At 54.2% G+C, this 18,984-nt stretch carries 16 protein-coding genes; 4 read left to right on the forward strand and 12 right to left on the reverse strand.

What is annotated here, in order from left to right; genetic code table 11:
• Both NP589_RS06945 and NP589_RS06950 read right to left on the reverse strand, forming a co-directional pair.
• Window positions 1-749: ABC transporter ATP-binding protein (locus NP589_RS06945; RefSeq protein ID WP_256606319.1), on the reverse strand; the 749-nt coding region annotated here is incomplete at its 3' end.
• On the reverse strand, window positions 746-1,900 hold the full coding sequence (locus tag NP589_RS06950) for an efflux RND transporter periplasmic adaptor subunit (RefSeq protein WP_256606320.1): 1,155 nt from the start codon (window positions 1,898-1,900) through the stop codon (window positions 746-748). The genes NP589_RS06945 and NP589_RS06950, both read right to left, overlap by 4 nt.
• Window position 1,901: 1 nt before the next feature.
• Between NP589_RS06950 and NP589_RS06955 the strand changes: the two genes are divergently transcribed.
• Together NP589_RS06955 and NP589_RS06960 are read left to right on the forward strand one after the other, a co-directional pair.
• The gene (locus NP589_RS06955; RefSeq protein ID WP_256606321.1) at window positions 1,902-2,033 is read left to right on the forward strand and encodes a hypothetical protein; all 132 of its coding nucleotides are present in this window, start codon (window positions 1,902-1,904) and stop codon (window positions 2,031-2,033) included.
• A gap of 147 nt (window positions 2,034-2,180) precedes the next feature.
• Window positions 2,181-3,242: a DUF3466 family protein gene (locus tag NP589_RS06960; protein ID WP_256606322.1), complete on the forward strand. Its 1,062-nt coding sequence runs from the start codon at window positions 2,181-2,183 to the stop codon at window positions 3,240-3,242.
• 184 nt (window positions 3,243-3,426) lie between these two features.
• Here NP589_RS06960 and NP589_RS06965 read toward each other — a convergent pair whose 3' ends face one another.
• From NP589_RS06965 to glnE, 3 genes are all read right to left on the reverse strand, one after another.
• Window positions 3,427-5,076: a phospholipase D-like domain-containing protein gene (locus NP589_RS06965; RefSeq protein WP_256606323.1), complete on the reverse strand. Its 1,650-nt coding sequence runs from the start codon at window positions 5,074-5,076 to the stop codon at window positions 3,427-3,429.
• Window positions 5,077-5,177: 101 nt separating this feature from the next.
• Window positions 5,178-5,810 (reverse strand): ribonuclease T2 family protein, encoded by a 633-nt coding sequence (locus tag NP589_RS06970; RefSeq protein WP_256606324.1) that lies wholly within the window; start codon window positions 5,808-5,810, stop codon window positions 5,178-5,180.
• A 99-nt stretch (window positions 5,811-5,909) separates the two neighbouring features.
• Window positions 5,910-8,783 carry a bifunctional [glutamate--ammonia ligase]-adenylyl-L-tyrosine phosphorylase/[glutamate--ammonia-ligase] adenylyltransferase gene (glnE, locus tag NP589_RS06975; RefSeq protein ID WP_256606325.1) on the reverse strand — a complete coding sequence of 958 codons (2,874 nt, stop codon included), beginning with the start codon at window positions 8,781-8,783 and terminating at the stop codon, window positions 5,910-5,912.
• Window positions 8,784-8,950: 167 nt separating this feature from the next.
• Here glnE and NP589_RS06980 point away from each other — a divergent pair, with 167 nt between their 5' ends.
• Both NP589_RS06980 and NP589_RS06985 read left to right on the forward strand, forming a co-directional pair.
• Window positions 8,951-9,430: a hypothetical protein gene (locus NP589_RS06980; RefSeq protein WP_256606326.1), complete on the forward strand. Its 480-nt coding sequence runs from the start codon at window positions 8,951-8,953 to the stop codon at window positions 9,428-9,430.
• A complete protein-coding gene (locus tag NP589_RS06985; protein WP_256606327.1) occupies window positions 9,430-10,917 on the forward strand; it encodes a DcaP family trimeric outer membrane transporter in 1,488 nt (495 codons plus the stop codon). The genes NP589_RS06980 and NP589_RS06985 overlap by 1 nt, the downstream gene beginning before the upstream one ends.
• 74 nt (window positions 10,918-10,991) lie before the next feature.
• Here the strand turns inward: NP589_RS06985 and NP589_RS06990 are convergent, their stop codons facing one another.
• The 7 genes from NP589_RS06990 to ubiE form a co-directional block, all read right to left on the reverse strand.
• Entirely contained in the window at window positions 10,992-11,801 is an 810-nt protein-coding gene (locus NP589_RS06990) for a general secretion pathway protein GspB (RefSeq protein ID WP_256606328.1), read from the reverse strand.
• Window positions 11,802-11,811: 10 nt separating this feature from the next.
• Window positions 11,812-13,407, reverse strand: a complete 1,596-nt coding sequence (locus NP589_RS06995; RefSeq protein WP_256606329.1) for an ExeA family protein — start codon at window positions 13,405-13,407, stop codon at window positions 11,812-11,814.
• Window positions 13,408-14,545: 1,138 nt separating this feature from the next.
• Entirely contained in the window at window positions 14,546-15,217 is a 672-nt protein-coding gene (locus tag NP589_RS07000; protein ID WP_256606330.1) for a homing endonuclease associated repeat-containing protein, read from the reverse strand.
• A gap of 168 nt (window positions 15,218-15,385) precedes the next feature.
• Window positions 15,386-16,954, reverse strand: a complete 1,569-nt coding sequence (gene ubiB, locus NP589_RS07005) for a ubiquinone biosynthesis regulatory protein kinase UbiB (RefSeq protein ID WP_371929651.1) — start codon at window positions 16,952-16,954, stop codon at window positions 15,386-15,388.
• A 14-nt stretch (window positions 16,955-16,968) separates the two neighbouring features.
• Entirely contained in the window at window positions 16,969-17,604 is a 636-nt protein-coding gene (locus NP589_RS07010) for a ubiquinone biosynthesis accessory factor UbiJ (protein ID WP_256606331.1), read from the reverse strand.
• Window positions 17,604-18,197 carry a Uma2 family endonuclease gene (locus tag NP589_RS07015; protein ID WP_256606332.1) on the reverse strand — a complete coding sequence of 198 codons (594 nt, stop codon included), beginning with the start codon at window positions 18,195-18,197 and terminating at the stop codon, window positions 17,604-17,606. The genes NP589_RS07010 and NP589_RS07015 overlap by 1 nt, the downstream gene beginning before the upstream one ends.
• 36 nt (window positions 18,198-18,233) lie before the next feature.
• Window positions 18,234-18,983, reverse strand: coding sequence for a bifunctional demethylmenaquinone methyltransferase/2-methoxy-6-polyprenyl-1,4-benzoquinol methylase UbiE (gene ubiE / locus NP589_RS07020; RefSeq protein ID WP_020483117.1), 750 nt, complete (start codon window positions 18,981-18,983; stop codon window positions 18,234-18,236).
• Window position 18,984: the final 1 nt, after the last annotated feature.

Below are 18,984 nucleotides of genomic sequence, written 5' to 3' on the forward strand. Positions count from 1 at the left end.
AGCAGGCCGGCGGCGCCGATGCCGCGATGCGCGGCTGGCGCCAGCCGTTGTCCGTTGCGATTGGCTACACCGTCGCTGACGATTTTACCGTCGGCGATGTGCACAATGCGCTGGGCATGCGCGGCGACTTTGTCGTCGTGGGTAATCAGTAAAATGGTGCGGCCTTCCTGGTGTAGGGCTTTTAACAGGGCCATCACTTCGGTGCCGCTCTGGCTATCCAGCGCGCCGGTGGGTTCGTCGGCCAGGATTACCGGCGGGTCGTTCATTAAAGCGCGGGCGATAGCAACGCGCTGTTGCTGGCCGCCGGAGAGTTGCATGGGTTTGTGTTCGCTGCGGTCTGCCAAGCCCAATTTGCCGAGCAGTTGCAAAGCCCGCTGTCGGCGCTCAGGCTTGTTTAGGCCGGCGTACAGGGCGGGGATTTCGATATTTTCGGCGGCGCTGGCGGTGTTCAACAAGTTGTAACGCTGGAACACAAAACCAAAACTTTCCCGGCGCAGCGCTGCCAGTTGATCGGCATCTAGCTCGGCAACGCTCTGGCCCAGCACCCGGTAGCTGCCGACGTCGGCCTTATCCAGGCAGCCGATCAGATTCATCAACGTCGATTTTCCGGAACCGGACTGGCCGATGATGGCCACAAATTCGCCGGGCCAGATGGTCAAAGACACATCGTCCAAGGCGCGGACAATGCTGTCGCCGTTGGGATAAAAACGCTGAATATGTTTAAGTTCCAGCAGGGGCAGGGCGCTCATAGTCTGGGGACTCCGGCACCGGGATAGCCTTGGTCTTTTTTGCGGTTTTTGGCTTTATCCTCTTTACCGGCCGGGATTTGCACCCGGTCGCCTGCCGCTAGACCTGCCAGTACTTGCACGAAGCGCCGGGTTCTCAAGCCAATTTGTACGATTTTGTCTTGCGGGCCTTGCTCGGTAAGCACTTTCACTTGGTAAGCGTGGCCGTCGTTTTGATCCTGGTTACGCTGGCGCGGCCCCAGGACATTGACGGGAATCAGCGGCACTTGTTCGGCCTTGCCCAATACAAAGAACATTTGCGTGCTCATGCCGGTCATTAGCTGCCGGTCGCGGTTATCCACATCAACCAATACGTTGTACAGCACCACATTATTGATCACTTCCGGCGTCGGCAAAATCTGTCGCACCGTGCCTTGCCAGCGCCGTTCGCCGGAGCCCAGCGTGGTGAAATACACCGGCATGTCCGAGCGCAAACGCATCACATCGGCCTCCGCTACCTGGGCGCGCACCGTCATGGTGTCCAGCTTGGCCAGTTGCAGGATGGTCGGGGTGGTTTGGTTGGCGTTCAAGGTTTGGCCTTCGCGGGCTTTCTGATCGACCATGGTGCCGTCCATGGAGGCAAAGATTTTGGTAAAACCCAGGTTGGTCTTGTCGCCGTTTAAGGTCGATTGCACTTGTTCGATTTGCGCTTGCAGTGATTCGGCGGTGGCTTTGGCGTTTTTTAAGGTGAACTCGCTATTCTGAAAATCCTGGACGCTGATGCCTTTGCTTTGCAGCAACTCGCGGTTACGATCGTATTGTTGTTGAGCAAACACTACTTGAGCCTGTTGGCCGGCTAGTTGCGCCTGCAAGTTCTTGATATTGGCTTCGTCGGCGGCCACGCGAGCGGCGTAGATGCGCGGATCGATTTGTGCCAACAACTGGCCGGCCTGGACGTTATCGCCGATTTTGACGTAGATTTTTTGCAACTGGCCGGTGACCTGTGCGCCGACATCCACGTATTCCTTGGGTTCCAGTTTGCCTTGAGCGGTGACGTTTTCTTCAAGATCGCCCAGGGTCACTTCCACGCTATCGACGTGGTCCTGGTCGGCATTTTTGGGTTGTTTGAGAAAATGCCAGCCGCCGAGGGCACCCGCGATAACCAGAGAAAACACGATGAGCCAGCGCAGACGTTGGCGGTTTAACGATGAATCGGGAGATTGCGGCATGGCACTAATCAATGGCTACTTTGGGGTTACGGATATTTTCCCGACCAGCAGTAGTGGCGATGGCTTCGACAGCGGATAGCAGGAGGTGGCTTGCGGAGTGCGGGAGCGCTAGCTCAAATCGTCTGCCAAGCCTGAGGGGAGTTTATGCTTTGGTATCTTTGTTGGCAATACTGGAAAGGTAAAGCTTGGTAAAGATGGGGTTGCATTTGACGTCATAAACTCGATCATGGAAAATCGCGATCCCATCAGTTTAAATGATAGATATTTTACGTGTTCGAGCAAAGTAAAAGGTAATCAATACATGGAATACAATAGTAGAAAGCATCTTGTTTTATCGGTCTTTAGTGGAGGATTGCTGGCCCTGACGCCCGCAACCCAGGCCATGGCTTCTTATACATACAGCTATTTTGACGCACCCGACGCCGTTGCCGGAGTGTACGCTCTCGGAACAGGCGGAACCTTTGTGTTCGGCATCAATGCCAGCGGACAGGTCGTCGGATATTTCACCAACCCTGCTGGATACAATCACTACCATGGCTTCGTATCCACCAGCGCCGGCTACACTACGCTCGATGTTCCCAATACATACTACACGGATGCGAACAGCGTTAACGCTGGAGGGCAAGTGTCCGGAACAACTCACTACGACGGAGCGAGGCATGGCTTCGTTTACGACGGCAGCAGTTACCAGACTCGAGACGTACCGGGCGCAGACTCAATATTCAGATATGTCATCAATGACGCCGGTCAGGCCGCAGGTTTTATTTGGAACGACACCGGCTATCATGGTTTCACTTTCGACGGCAGTAATTACAAAATCCTTGACGCTCCCAATTCACAGAGCGGCACCACTTATGTTTACGGCATCAACAATATCGGCCAAACTACCGGCTATTTTCTGGATCAGAACGGGTATCACGGTTTTATTTATAACGGTAGCAGTTACAAGACCTTTGATGCGCCTAACACAACTTACACATTTGCCTACGGCATCAATGATCTTAGCCACGTGGTGGGGAATTTCTACGATTTTGCGGCCAATAGAGATAAGGGCTTCGTCTATAACGGCAGTACCTTCGAGGCTCTGGATGTGCCCGATGCCACAAACGGCACTTATGCCTACGGTATTAATAATAACGGCCAGGTGGCAGGCTATTTTCTCGATGCTAGTGGTGCGCACGGCTTTATCGCCACGCCCGCTGCGGTTTCGGTTCCCGCCGCCGTCTGGTTGTTCGGTACTGCCTTGGCGGGGTTTGTTGGCTTTGGGCGGTCCAAGCGCGGAAATTAATTGGATCAGATGCGTTAAAACGTAGGCTGCCGTATACAGCATGCACCGCATCCTTCAGAAGGGTGCGGTTTGTAAACTCACCGTACCTACGTCGGCCCACGGCGGGCGAATTGCAGTCTGGTTTTTATGGAACAACAACTGCACCAATCTTTCTAAACATCGAATCGCTCCGAATACTCCAAGCTCAACCAAAAAATGCCAACCGTGCCGCCTCCCGCTCGCCGCCGTCGAAAAAGCGCAAAGCCCATTGATCGGTGGCGTCCAAAAAACCGGCTTTGGGATCGGTTTTCTGTTGTTTAGCTATCCAGCTGACATGGTCGCGGAAATAGTAATGATCGAACATGCGCATAAACTCGCCCAAATAAACGTCGGCAACCGCTGTATCGCCGATGATGAATAACTGGTTTTCGTCGTTGAACTTGCAGGAGTTGGTGCTGAAGTTGGCCGAGCCGGTGACGACCAATGGCTTGTCGGAGAGCGGGTCTACCAGCAGAATTTTGGTATGCACGTGTACGCCGGAATGATGCTTGGACTCGGCTAATAATCGGCCTTGCCATACTTCCAGGACTGATTTTTCGTTAATGGCGGCGCTGGCCGCCAGTTGGGTGTTGGGGGCGTCGTGCAAGGCTTTATCCACTACGCTGCGGGTATTCAACAAACCCAGCACGTGTGCAGGTGCTGTGACTAGGGCGGCTTCCAGTTCGTCGTGCATCGCAAACGGTGCGGTAAAGCAGATCAGGCGTTTGCTTGCTTTTACCCATTCCGCGCATTCGCTGATGGCTTCGGTTGATCTACGCGGGCTGAGTACCAAATGCGATCCCGCCGCTGTCGTTGCCGGCGGTTGGGTTAAGCTCATCACCAGTTTCCGCGAATCGGCTCCCGGTAAACTGGGATTCTTCCAGACGGCTTGATGCCAAGCTAAATATTGTTTGGCGACTGTGGCATCGCTGATGACGTGACCGACGTTGGACTGCCCGTAAATCGCGCCATCGGTGAAATTAGTGGAGCCGGTCCACACCGAAATCGGTTGGCCTTTGCCGTTGCTGAGTACCATGAATTTGTTATGCGAGATATTCAAGCCGGCACCGGTACGGGCCTTGCAGACGCTTTTTAAACCGTATTTTTTGATTTGCGGCAGCGCGTCTAGCGCGGGGCCGTCGCCTTTGCTGTCCAGCAAGCCGTCGTACAGAATTTCCAGTTTAACCTTGCGCAGCTTGGCGCGTTTCAAAGCCTCGAAAAACGTGTCTTTGGCCAATTCGTATAAAAATAAATGTAAACCCTGTTTAGCTTTGGCGGCATCGATATAGGCGATCAGGGCTTCCTCCAAGCCGCGCGATAGCCAGCGGCGCGCGTTCTGATCGACGATTTCGCCGGGCGGCAAGTGCGGAAAACGCGACGCGAAAGCCTGGCTGGCGGCGGCGCTGCGATTAAAATGCACGGCATGTCCTTTGCTGCCGACGGCGATCGGTTGTTCGCAACGGACTTGCACTGCAACGGATTCGAAAGTCTTTAATGCGCCCGGTTTTCCGGTCAGGGCGTGTAGGGTGTAAGTATACGTGCGGCCAGGTTTGGTGGTGTAGTCGCCCCAATGAAATTTCTGGATCGGGTGATAACGTGAGCTGACACTGTAGCCTTCATCGCCGGGTAGATCGAAGCGCTTCAAGCCGCGCAACCAAGTCACTTCGCCGTTCTCATGATCTTCGCGGCGGATGCCAAAGCCGAGTAAACCGCTGCAATAGGCTTTGGGGCAGGTAAATGCCAACAACACTACGTAAGTGCCGGCGATTGCTCTGATTTGCAAACCCTTGGGGCTAATGTTGATTTCGCTACGCATGGCCGTCTCCGTTTAGATAGAGTGGATAGCCAGTTTACGTCTTTTAACCTTACGGTTGCGAGGCTGGCAATCGTCAAAAAATCGCGCTAAAGCCAGCGCAGCTATTTAATATTGCGCACCAAAAAATCCTTTTGCCCGCAAGACTTCGCTGCGCTTTTCACCACGTCGGCGCCGCAACCGGTTGCTGCGCCGCGTTTATCCAGACACACGAATATCTCCTTGAAGAAGCGTCCCCCGCCGCTACAGAACGGGGCGATGGCTGGTTTTTTCAACCACGGGTTGGCTTCGGTAAAGGCATTTTTCAGTCCATCCGCGGTGGTTCTGAAAGGTTTTTGCGGATTTTGGTAGTCTTCCGGGATGGTTACTTTGCCTTTCAGCGCTTGCGATAATTGAAAATAACCGGTTTGGGTCAGTCCGGAGCAGGTGCCGTGTTTTTCCCATTCGTGTTCGAATAAAAATTCGGAAGGATATAGTTCGGGAAATGCTTGCGCTTGGCTAGGCGCATAGGCTTCCTTGGTGCAAAAACTTGGATAGCCCACATTGTATTGGGGCCATAAGCCATGCAGCACCAAGCCTAATTTTTTGCCGCACTGTTCGCGGTCTTTGGGTTGTTCTTCGCAATAAGTCGGCGACCACGACAAAGCCAGCACGTAAGCGTCGAATTTTCCGGGCCTGCCGTTGGCGGCCAGCTGGGTCGAGAATGCTGCCAAACATAGCAGTAACCAATATTTCATAAATTGCTCCAGGTTTTACAATGTGGGGCGAATCAACTCGCCGAGGGAACCGCTGATAGGGCGAATGAATTCGCCCCCTACATTTTCATTCGGTCAGCATCAGAGCATAAACTGTAGCCAAATCCGTTCCACTTCGGCGCGCAGTTCTTGAAACTCATCACCGTGCGCCGTGGCGCTGAGGCCTTGCAGAACCTGATGATGGCCGTAATCGCGATAGGCGCAATAGGCTCGTTTTAACAGCGAGGCATCGACCGGGGAAATAAAACCATGCTTTTGCAAGCCTTCCAGCAGGCGGACGTTGTCAGTGTAAGTCGCCAGACTCGGCTGCTGTGCGGTTTCGGCCAGTACGCCGAATTGGACGATGAACTCGATGTCGGCGATGCCGCCCTGGCTTTGCTTTAGATCGAATACCGCCGGGTCTTTCGGGGCCAGGTTGTCGCGCATTTTTTCGCGCATCTCCCGCACCTGGGTTTTCAACTCTTCGCGGTCTCTGGGCAAGGCTAAAATCCGGCCGCGGATTGCTTCGTAGCTGTGTTTTAAGCTTTCGTCGCCGGCCACGAAACGGCCGCGAACCAAGGCTTGATGTTCCCAGGTCCAGGCCTCGTTTTTTAAATACGCTTCGTAATGGTCGATATGCGTGACCAGCAAGCCGGAATCGCCGTTGGGCCGCAAGCGCAAGTCGGCCTCATAGAGAATGCCGGACAGCATTTTGGTATCCAGAATATGGCGGATTTTTTGGCCCAGACGTAAATAAAATTGACCGGCATTGATCGGTTTTTCGCCGTTGGTTTGCGCGTCACCGTCGGCGCACGCGTATAAAAACACCAAATCCAGATCGGAGCCATAGCCCAGTTCGATGCCGCCGAATTTGCCGAAGGCAATGATCGCAAAATTCTGCGGATCAGGACCGGTGCCGGGCGGGTGGCCATGCTTGCTGACCAGCATGTGCCAGGCGCACCGCAAGACCTGTTCCAGAATGGCTTCGGCGGTCCAGGTTAGATAGTCACTGACGATCATCACCGGAATTACGCCCATGATGTCGGCGGCAGCCACCCGCAACACGTTCAAGTGTTTGAACTGGCGTAATGCAATCATCAGCTGCTCGCTGTCCTGGGTATCGACGCGGGCGAGTTCGCGTTGCAAGTCCTCGCGCAAGGCCTGTTTTTGCAGCGGGTCGTAGAGCGAGCGGGTATCCAGCAATTCGTCGAATAGAATCGGATACAGCGATAAATATTCGCAAATCCACGGACTAGCTGCCGCTAGTTTGATTAATTGATTCAGCGCGTCCGGGTTTTCGGCCAGCAAGGCCAGATAGACGTTGCGGCCGGCTACGGCTTCGAATAAATCCAGAATGCGCAGCAAGGTCGCGTCGGCATTTTCGCTGCTTGATACTTGCTCTATCAGTTGCGGCATTAACCGGTCCAACACCCCGGCGCCCTTGCTGGTCATGCGTTTAATGGCGTGCGATTCCTTAAAATCGACGAGAGCTTTTTGTAGGCTCAGCGGGTCGGCAAAGCCATAGTCTGTCAGCGCTTCCAGCGCCAGTTCGTTGTCGGCGCGGCTGGACCATATCAAGCGGGCGCTTTGTTGTTTGTTGTCCTGGTCGCTGAGCGAAAACACCTGCTCGAAAATATCCTGCACCGATGCGCGCACCTTATCCAACTCGGCTTTGAAAGCGCTCCAATCCTCGAAGTCCAGCGAATACGCCAGAATCCGTTGCGCCAGCGGATTGGCGGGAAGGTCGTGCGTTTGTTTGTCCTGGTATTGTTGTATGTGGTTTTCGACGCGGCGCAAAAAACGGTAGGCAAATTTTAAGGTTGCCACATCCTCAACGATCATCAACTCCAGTTCTTCCAGTACCGTGAGGATGGTCTGGATTTCCCGTTGTTGCAGCGCGACATCCTGGCCGCCGCGGATCAACTGAAAGGCCTGGCCAATGAATTCCACTTCGCGGATGCCGCCGGGGCCGAGCTTGACATTGTCGGCGCGGTCGCGGCGTTTCAGTTCCTGGGCAATCTGGAATTTTAAGGAGCGCAGTTCCTCGAATGCGCCGTAATCCAGATAGCGGCGATAGACAAAAGGTTTGATCAGCGCCGCTAGTTGCTTGCCGGTGTTAAAGTCCCCAGCCACTTGCCGGGCCTTGATCATCGCATAGCGTTCCCATTCTCTGGCTTGAGTCAGATAGTATTGCTCCATGCCGTCGAAATTCATGATCAATGGGCCGCTATCGCCGAACGGCCGTAGGCGCACGTCGGTGCGGAACACAAAACCGTCCACGGTTATCTCGTCCAGCATTTTTACCAGCGACCGGCAGATGCGGGTGAAAAATTCGCCGTAACTAATTTCCTTTTTCTCGGTGAGGACGCCGTCCTCGGCGTAAGCAAAGATCAGGTCTATGTCCGAGGAATAATTCAGTTCCCAGGCGCCGAGTTTGCCCATCCCCAGCACCACGATATTAAACGGTGTGCCGTCGGCCAGCGTCGGCGTGCCCCAACGCGCGCAAGCCTGGCGGTATAAAAAGTCCAGCGCGGTTTGAATGCAGGCCTCAGCCAGTGCGGTTAAATCGGTCAGCGTTTCGTCCAGATCGGACCAGCCGGCCAGATCGCGCCAGGCGATTCTGATCATCTCCCGGCGGCGGAATAAGCGTAATTGCTTGGCTAATGCGGGTTCGCCTTCAGCCTTGCCGCTCTGTTGCAGTGCGGCGGCATAATCGGCGCGGCGCAAGGGGGCGAATAAATCGGTCGATGTTACCAGGTCCGGAATCAGATCGGGATTGCGCAGCCAGCTGTCACTGATGAATTGGCTGCAAACACAGACTTTTAGCACCGAAGCGGAAAATACTTCGTTGCCGAAAATTTGGCGTTGCTCCTGACTCAGTTTTTCGTCGAGTTGAGAACAAAAGTCGGCGGCCAAGGTCCGCAGTTCATCCGGTAATAGCACTGTGTGCTGGGACAGCGAATCGAGAAGTGACATAGGCGGTATCCTGTCGGCAAAACGGAAGCAGCATGATACCTAAACTGCGAACGCTACCCTAGATGGCGACCGAAAAAATATCCCTACCGGAATCGGGTAAACTTAAACCAGACCATGATGCGGCTAATCGCCGCATCTTTCAGATTGATCGAACCGGAGCGCAACCCATGAAAACCCTTTATCTATCGGCGATAGTCTTGATATTGAGCGCTTGTTCCAATCAAAGTAATCAGCATGCGCATCTGGAGGGCGGGCGGATTCAAACCGGCCAGCCGGCTTTGCATGCGGTACGCGATAATCAATTGCGCGAGTTGATGGATCGGATGGACAACTTGATGCAGGAGCGGTTTATGACCGAGCAGCAATTAGACGTCGAGCGCCGCAAGTATTCCCGGCAAATCGGTGAGGCAGCGCGGAATTTGGCGGCAAATGTCGAAATCATGATTGCCGCTATGCCTGGCTTACAGCTAAATGCCGGCGAACAAACCGCATTTATAGCACTGGCCAACAAGCTGCGGGAGGAGATGCGCCAATTGCAGTTGATTACCGAGCAAAACCATATAGACGCCATTCCGGATAGTTTGCATGAAATCAACACGACCTGTACCTCTTGTCACGCCTTGTTTAGAAAGCTGGAGGCTAGATGATGATCAAATTACCCCTACTGATTAAGATATTCTGCATATTGCTGTGCTGCTGGATGATAAGTCCCGCGTGGGCCGCCGATGAAGATATCAAGACTTTGCTGAAAGCCTTGAGTCAGCAGGTGACTCAGTTACAGACTCAGGTTGAGCGTTCCAACACCCGGATAGAGCAGTTGGAACAGGAGTTGCAGAATTACCGAGCCGAGCAAGTTGCCGCCAGTAAGTCATCGCTCAGCAATACGGCCCATGCCATGGAGGCATCGGCAGCGCCGGTCTTTGCCGGCTCCGGAGCCGTTAACGATAAAGCCAAAGAGAAACCGGCGGTGACCGTCGGCGATGTAAAAGGCACGTTTAAAATTCCCGGTAGCGATACCTCAGTGGGTTTGGGCGGATTTGTAAAAATGGATACGCTGTTTAACAGCGTCAGTGCCGGACGTGATCGTTTAGGCGACCAGCAATTGGCGATGGCGCAAATTCCGGTCGGTGCGGCCGGTGAGCGCGGCCAAATTGCCTTCCATAGCAAGGAAAGCCGTTTGTGGTTTAAATCGTTTACCCCAAATACGTGGGGCGATATAAATACCTATATCGAACTGGATTTCTTTGGCGACCCTGCTACCTATACGTATACGCCGCGCTTGCGCCACGCCTACGGTTCTGTTGGGCATTTTCTGGCCGGACAGACCTGGACGACCTATCTCAATGTCTCGGCTTTACCCGATACCTTGGATGTCGGCGGTTCGGCTGGTGCTGTCAGCAGTCTGCGCCAGTCTCTGGTGCGCTGGAGCCAGCCGTTTAATTGGCTGGATACGCCGATGGAGTGGCAATTGGCGCTGGAGGCCCCGCGCAGCCGTTTGTGGGTAGATAGTGCGCTGGAAGCCTCATTAAGCAGAAGCGCCAATCCCAATCTGGATGCGGGTTATTACACCACTCCTAATGCGGATCGCTATCCGGATTTGATGGCAAGGCTCAATCTGAATCCGGATTGGGGTAATGTGTCCTTGGCCGTGGTCGGCAGACAAGTCCGCTATACCAATGGCACGACAGGTTACAGACAAGCCGAGTGGGGCGGCGGCGTCAATATGGCCGGTCGGATAAGTACCTTCGGTTTGGATAATATTCGTTTCATGGCGCATTACGGCAAAGGCGATGCGCGCTATGCGTCCACTAACAACACGTTCGCTGACGCAGCGCTTGATCAACATGGCGCCATCGAGCTGGTCGAAGCTTATGGTGGAATGTTGTCTTATCAACATTGGTGGGATAAGCAATGGCGCTCTAACCTTACCTACGGCTTTGCGCAGGGGGACTACCCGACGTATGCCAATACGGTGCTGACCCACCAGGTGCAGTCCGTGCATGCCAATCTGCTCTGGAGTCCGGTCAGTCAGGCTATGTTGGGAGTGGAATATACCTATGCGACGCGCGAGTTGATCGATGGTCGGGACGGCGCGTTACAGCGGGTGCAGTTTTCAGCCAAATACAGTTTTTGAGCTTGGCTGTGAACGAATTCCAAGCACCTTAAAACGAGTCGGGCGGAAGCCGATAGGTGTTCCGCCAGCAGCTATTAACGTTTGATCTTGAACACTCGGCCGTCGTAGCGGACGATAATCCCGTCCTCTACTATTTCCTTCAGTTCCAACTGGTTTTTGATGGTCTGGCCGGGTACGTATTTGATCATGTCTATCATCACGAAACGCTCCGTCGGCGTTGATGAATAGCTAAATACATTGATCGGCAGACTGGGCAGCGATAGGCGCACCTCCGGCGGCAAGTCTTGTAAAGTGGGCAAATCATTCTGTGTTGGCGCGGTTTTGATGGGTTCCGGCTTTTTTGCAGCTGGCTCGCCGGGTTCTGAGAGCTGTTGCGGAATCATGCTTGAACGCGGTTCCGGCTCGGTAATCGGTTTGCTGGCCGGCGTCGGTTGGGCGATGGCCGTTGGGACAGGCTTTACCGGCTGCTGCGGCGCCACGGCCGGTTTAACCTGTGGGACCGGCTCGACCGGTTGTTTCGTGTTAGTTACAAATTTCTCAGCTGCCGGCGTCGGGTTGCGAGGCTGCTCCATTTTGGGCGCGGGAGATATCCTAGCCGGTTTTGCAGGGCTATCGGCTGGAAGCGGCGGGTTTGTTTTCGCCAGTAACGGCGCGGTTTTTTCGATAGTGGCGACGGGCGGCGTTTTGTCTGCGGGTGGCTGCGGCGCGATGCCGAGAAAATAGGTCAGAATCGCCAAATTTAACAGGATCAGCACGACAATGATCTTGGTCAGGCTGTGCCGTTCGGGTGTTTGCTGAACAGCAATACGACTGGTCACGGTGTCGGGCTGTATGGCTTGGCGTTCTCGTTCGGATTTGCGCAATGCATTCAAAATGTAAGACATATCAACAAGCCTAGCGAGTGGTTATTGCCAAATGGGGCGAAGCAGAGGCTACGCTTTGGTTATCCAAATGTATCAGGGTGCGGGCACCAGCTATGCCGTCGGGCGTCAGATGTTGTCGGCGTTGGAAAGCAATCAATTCGGCTTTAAGAGTTTCATCGAAAATGGGGGATTCCATATCGCCGGCAGGTTTCCCATTGACCTTCTCCAGCCGTTCTCGCAGCCAGAGCACAGCTTCGGATTGCTGCGGCGGCGCGATTTCTGTAATCCCTGGACGCGGCGGCCGCCACAGCAGCAGATAATTGCCATCCCAGTTCGCCAACAGTTCGGCGAGCGGAAATTGCCGGGTATCATTCTTGACGCGGAGCTCAGCATGATCGTGATCGACGCTGGTCAACAAGGCGTAGTGCTTTTGCCCGGCTGCGCCCGAAAACGCCAAAATGGCCGGGCGGTCTATGCCCAGCAATTCTTGCCAACTCGCCTTTCCTGATAAGCAACTCAATCCCAGAGCGGCGACTGCATGGCAGTCCACTGCAGTGTCGGCTGGCGCCGTTTCCCGCCAAACTTGCAGCGCTTCAGCGAGTGCGCCCGTCAATGTCAGTCCCGTATTCTCAAGATGTTGATTGAGGCTGGGTTCTGCTATCTTTGCGGTCACGGGGGGCGGCAAGGCAGTTTGCTGGGTCGCGACCGGCTTAGCAGGCTTGATCAAAGATAAAGCCGGACGCCACAGCTCAAATCCCATTGTAGCGGCAACGCACAAAACCAAAGCGGTCGCGCCATACCATCGCCATTTAGACCGGGCCGAGCCCATCACTTCAGCCGCAGCCCGGCGAATAATTGCCGGCGTAATCACTCCCGCATTGGTTGCGTAGGCACCCAGCAAAGCTCGGTCGCACAAAATATTGATTAATCGCGGCACGCCGCTCGAATACTGGTAAACCTTGCGGATTGCCGCCGGGTTGAACAGACGGTAGTTGCCTTTGCAGACTCTTAGCCGATGTTGAATATAAGCCCGGGTCTCTTCCAGCGAGAGCGGCAGTAAATGGTAGCGTGCGGTGATGCGCTGATTGAGCTGACGCAGATCCTGGCGTGCCAGCATTTTGTTCAGCTCGGGTTGGCCAACCAGAATGATTTGCAGCAACTTGGCCTTGCTGGTTTCCAGATTGGTCAATAGCCGGATTTGCTCCAGCACTGTCATGCTCAGGTTCTGGGCCTCATCGATCAACAAAACCGTCCGCCGGCCATTGGCATACGCGGTCAGCAGATAGTGATTGATGGCATCGATCAGATTTTTTGCCGTTATCGGCATGCTGTTGTGGCGGATGCCCAATTCGTCGCAGATGGTTGCCAGCAGTTCCAAAGCCGTCAACTTGGGATTCAATATCAGGGCTATATCGACGTTATCCGGCAACTGCTGAAGTAAGCAGTGGCAGAGCGTGGTTTTCCCGGTGCCTACTTCCCCGGTCAAGGCGACGAAACCGCCGCCCCTGTTGATGCCATACAGCAAATGCGCCAGCCCTTCCTGATGCCGCTCGCTCATGTACATGAAATGCGGATCGGGCGAGATTGAAAAAGGCAATTCGCTGAAATTGAAGTATTGCTGATACAAAGTTCTGGTGCTTCAAGAAAATGGTCGCACGATGCTAATTCAAACCGGGGCAAATTGCACTTAAAAGTCTGTGCAACTCCAAGGGTAGCCCCGATTAGCGCAGCGTAATCGGGGGAGTGACATGTAAAGCTTGGTCATAGGTGTCGCTAACGCGACGGTTGGTTTTAATGTCGGTTCGCGGACCGACAACCGCGATACTTTCTTTTGCGCCGCCTCGGCAACCGCTCCATGCAGTCGAAAAGAAAGTGCCCAAAGAAAAGGCGGCCCGGATGCCGCTTAAATCACTCGGCACATCCCTGTGCCTCGCCCTTCGGGTGCGAAGCATGCAAATCGGCTATCCTGCCGATTTGTCCTGCGCTCCGGAGCTTTTATCGAGGGTCGGCAGAAGGGGCTTCCCAGCCCCTACGCCGACGTGCGGCATCCCTGCCGCACCCCTTCGGGCTTAACTCGATAAAAGCTCCGGTGCTCGGCGCGGCATACGGGGAAACCCCGTCGCGAGCTCAAAGCTTTGACGATTCTTGTGGATTTAGTGGGATAGTGGTGTAGCTCCGAATAGCGGAGCGTATTCGGAGGAACGAGGGATATGCGAAATATCGTTTGGCCCATTTTCGAGGTAAGACACGCCAACATTCGTCCGATTACGCTTCGCTAGTCGGACCAACAGATGCCTACCGAAAATCGGGATGGTTTTCTCCCCGTATGCCGCGCCGAGCACCGGAGCTTTTGAACGGAACAGCCCGTTAGGGGCGATGCAGGGATGCATCGCGTTGGCGAAGGGGCAGGAAGCCCCTTTCGGCAACCCCGTTCAAAAGCGAGGAGCGCAGGATCAAAGCGGCATCCGGGTGTCTTTTCTTTTGGATACTTTTCTTTGGACAAGCAAAGAAAAGTATCTCGGTTGTCGGGCCGACAAATCGGCAGGATAGCCGATTTGCATGCGGAGCATCCGCAGGGCGAAAAACAAGGACGTTTTTCGTGAAACCGACATTAAAATCAGTTGTCGCGTTAGCGACACAAAACACGAAAGCCTATTGACCGCGTGGGTACAAAAACCGTGCCCACCCTACACGGCTGGGGGCTGTAACGTAGAGCTAAGCCGACCGCTGGAGCGTAGCGGAAGCGGGTCGGCTTGAGCGCCATGTTAGCCCGAATGCACATTGGATTTGCCAAGATTGCAGGCCGAGCAAAGTGTTTGCAGATTTTCGAAAACGGTTTCGCCACCTTTGCTCCACGGAACAACATGATCAACGTGAAGTTCAACCCCAGAAATGAGCGCCGGACTTGCGCCACAGGCGCAACAAGTAAAACGGTCTCGTTGAAGTACATGCCAGCGAAGCCTTAACGATGGGTCACGTCCGGTTCTGCGTCTCAATACCGGTGAGTCGAGATTGGTGGGTGGTGCCTCATCACTGTCATTTGCGTACTCGACGAATGCTTCAAGCGCTGCAGACCAAGAGCCAAAACGGCGGTTGTACGGACTTTGCGAAATGGTCGATGGTGGCTGCGCAAGCTCACTACGTCGCGGTTGGCGACCGTAGTGTTGCCAGAGCGTCAATATGTTCTCAAACAAACGATCATCGGCGATGTTTACTTGATTTGATATCGTAAGGCCCGCCTTTGAGAGGGCACTATTCCAAGTGCCAAAGCGCTTTGCGAGGTTAGAATCGTCGAACTTTCCGAGCTCCCGATACTTCGGCATCGACACGGTCGATGCGCCAAGCATCTCGGCAACCCGCCGAAGGTCAGCGAGCAACTCCTCGTCACTCACGGGCTGCCCCGAAACACGCGCTAATTTGAATTTCTCTGACGTCATCTACTTTTCTGAGGGCTAACAAGGAATTAGATAGTTAACCGTATATCTACCAATTATCATGCGTCGCCTCAATAAGCCTCTGTTCTATAGGGTATATTGCCTTCTTTCTATCTTCCATTTCATCGTAAATGGCTAGCCTGATTCCGACTTCTGAAGAAAACCAACCACTCACCCCCCCAACAACGGCGACTGCAACACTATAGCTGCCGCAATCAACACCGCCGCGCTGAGGATAGCGCGCAACGTGCGGGTATTATTGCGCTTCAGTTGCTTACGTAGCTCCAGCATATCTTTCTGTTGCTGTTGTAACTGCTGCTCCATGTGTGCGGCGCTTTGCAGGGCTTGGAATATCAGGCCTGGCACTTCGGGAATTTGTTCGCCGATTTCCGGGAATTTGGCGAAAAGTTCTTTGATTTTTTTCGCCGGTCCGACCCGCTCCTTGAACCAGTTTTCCAGGAAGGGTTTGGCGGTTTGCCACAGATCCAGATCGGGGTAGAGCTGGCGGCCCAGGCCCTCGATATTGAGTAGGGTTTTTTGCAGTAAGACCAGTTGCGGCTGCACCACCATGTCGAAGCGGCGGGCGGTCTGGAATAGTCTCAGCAGCAGCAAGCCGAAGGAAATGTCTTTAAGGGGTTTTTCGAAAATCGGCTCACAGACGCTACGGATCGCGGCTTCGAATTCTTCCACCCTTGTCGAAGCCGGCACCCAACCGGACTCGATGTGCATTTGCGCGACTTTTCGGTAGTCGTGATTGAAGAACGCCAGGAAATTTTCGGCCAGATAACGTTGGTCGGTGCTCGACAGGCTGCCGACAATGCCAAAATCCACGGCCAGATATTTGTCCGGCAATTGCACGAAAATATTGCCGGGATGCATGTCGGCGTGGAAGAAATTGTCGCGAAACACCTGGGTAAAAAAGATTTCCACGCCGCGTTCGGCCAGCTTTTTGAAATCGGCATTACCGGCGCGCAAGGCCTCGATGTCGCCGACCGGGATACCGTAGATGCGCTCCATCACCAACACTTTGCGGCGGGTCAGCGGCCAGTGGATTTCCGGGATATAGAGCATCTCGGAGTTCTTGAAATTGGCGCGGATGGCGCTGGCGTTGGAGGCTTCCCGCACCAGATCCAACTCGTCGAGAATGGTCTTTTCGAACTCGGCGACGATTTCCATCGCCCGTAGCCGGCGCGCGTCGGCCCAGAAGCGTTCGGCCAGGCGCGCCAATTCGTATAGCAAGCCGACGTCGGAATGGATTTTGTCTTCGATGTCCGGGCGTAAGACTTTAACAATCACTTTTTCGCCGCTGTTCAGCGTTGCGGTATGCACTTGCGCGACCGAGGCCGAGGCCAAGGGTTGCGGATCGAACTCGGCGAAGGCCTCTTCTATCGATTGCCCCAGTTGTTGTTCGATGATTTTACGGGCAGTTTCGGCGGAAAATGGCGGGACTTTATCTTGCAGTTTGACCAGTTCTTCGGCGATGTCTTCGGGTAGCAAGTCCTTGCGGGTCGATAGGGTTTGGCCGAATTTTACGTAGATCGGCCCCAAGTCTTCCAGGGTTTTGCGAATACGCGCACCGCGCGGCTCGCGGGCTTTGCTGGTCCAATAGTTCGGCGACAAAAACGCGATATAACGGATGGGGCGGAATAAATGGGTTTTTAAAACAATTTCATCCAGGCCATGGAACATCATCACCCAGTTGATGTGGATGAGGCGCATCAGAATTTTCGGGCGAATCACGTTGCTGGTCCTTGTTATTGAGGCGCGGATGTGGGGTGGATCGAGGCTTCCAGACGGTCGAGGCGGGCGCTGAGGCGGTCGCAATCACTACGGCAAGTGTCGATTTCTCGGAAAAATAACTCGGCTTCCGATTTGGCCGGCAACTCACGGGTTTCTTCTTGCAGAAACTCTTCCAGGTTTAAGCGAAAGGTCGTCAGGGTTTGCTGAGTCCAGTCGCGGCTGCCGCGAAATAACTTAGCCAGGCGCTGGGCAAAGGCATCGCCGGTGTAGCGGGCGATCTTGCTTTCCAGGTTGATGTCCAGTTTTTCGAACAGGCGCTGCAGACGGCGTGCCAGTTGGGTATCGCCTTCGATGCGAACTTCGCCTTTGAACAGCGAGCGCATCGGGGTGGCGCTGAGGCCCATCAAGCCTAAAGCGGACAGCGAACCGCTCAGCGTCGCATCGACCGCGCTCGGATAGCTTTCCAGAATTTGTATGCCTTGCGCGGTGGGGCAGAAATACAGGCTGCTGCTAAAAGTGTCGATTCGCAGCTCTATGACTTTGCCGGCCATCGGCGTCAGATATTGCTCGATATGCTCGTCTAGTGTCAGATACCGATTCAGAGCGGTTTCGAGGCTGGCGAGGAATAATGACTTAACGCTGCTCGACATTACTGCGCCTGTGCTTGCTGTTGTTGCAGGAACTCTTGCATGTCTTCGTTATTAACGCGTTGGTATAAATCGCTGACTGCCACGCTTAGATCTATTGATTCCAGGGTGAGGCTGTCGCCGAGGAAGTAGTGTTCCGACAGCCAGTGGGTCGAGCGACGTAAGATTTCGATATCGACAAAATCCTGTTCGATCTGCACATATTCTTGCAGGCTGGGCAAGGCCTTGTAGGCCGCGAGTTTGGTGGATTTGTCCATGCGCCGGGTGGCCTTGGACAACACTTCGACGATAATGGTCGGCTTTTCGGTGTAGTACTCGTCACCGTTTTCGTCGGCGCAGACCACCATGACATCGGGATAAAAAAAATTAGCCGCAGCCTTGATTTTCAAATCGGAGGAAAAGGTGGCGCAGGGGCCGTCTTGCAAATGATTGCCGAATATTCGCGCAGTATTGCTAACCAATAAATTATGGTTACGGCTGGCAACGGCCATCGCGTAAGCTTCGCCGTCAATCAGCTCGTGCTTTACATCACTGATCATCTCGCCCTGCAAATATTCGGCTTCGCTGATGTAATGCTGAGATTGTTTCAGAGCCATGGGCTATACCTGTTTTCAGATCGGCGAGCAGGACGCTTAAAATTTATAACCCCTGTGCACGGCAACGATGCCTTGCGTCATGTTGAAGTACTCGCAACGTTCCAGGCCGGCGTTTTCCATCATTTGTTTTAGCTCGTCCTGTTTCGGGTGCATGCGGATGGATTCGGCCAGATAGCGGTAGCTGTCTTCGTCTTTGGCTACAATCGCGCCGATTTTCGGCAGCAAGTTGAAGGAGTAGAAATCGTACACTTTCTCGGTGATCGGGTCGATGGGATGCGAAAACTCCAACACAATGACGCGGCCGCCGGGTTTCAACACCCGGTACATGGACCGCAAGGCTGCGTCCTTGTCGGTGACGTTGCGCAAGCCAAAGCCGATGGTCACGCAGTCGAAAGTGTTATCGGCAAACGGCAGGCACTCGGCATTGACTTGGGCGTAACGAATGTTGCCGCTCAAACCGTGATCGATCAAACGGTCGCGGCCGGTACGCAGCATTGCGGCGTTGATGTCCGCCAGTACTACTTGGCCGGATTTGCCCACGCGTTTTTCGTACAGTTTGGTCAAGTCACCAGTGCCGCCGGCCAAATCAAGCACGCTGTCGCCTTCCCGAACATTGGCCAGTTGCACCGCCACCCGTTTCCAGATGCGATGGATGCCCATGGACATTAAGTCGTTCATCACGTCGTACTGGCTGGCAACCGAGTCGAATACGCCGCGCACCAGCGCCACTTTTTCCTGTTTGGGAACCTGTTTGAAACCAAAATGGGTAGTATTGTCGTTTGTCATG

The sequence above is a fragment of the Methylomonas rosea genome (genome assembly GCF_024505055.1).
In the GTDB taxonomy this organism is placed as follows: Bacteria; Pseudomonadota; Gammaproteobacteria; order Methylococcales; family Methylomonadaceae; genus Methylomonas; species Methylomonas rosea.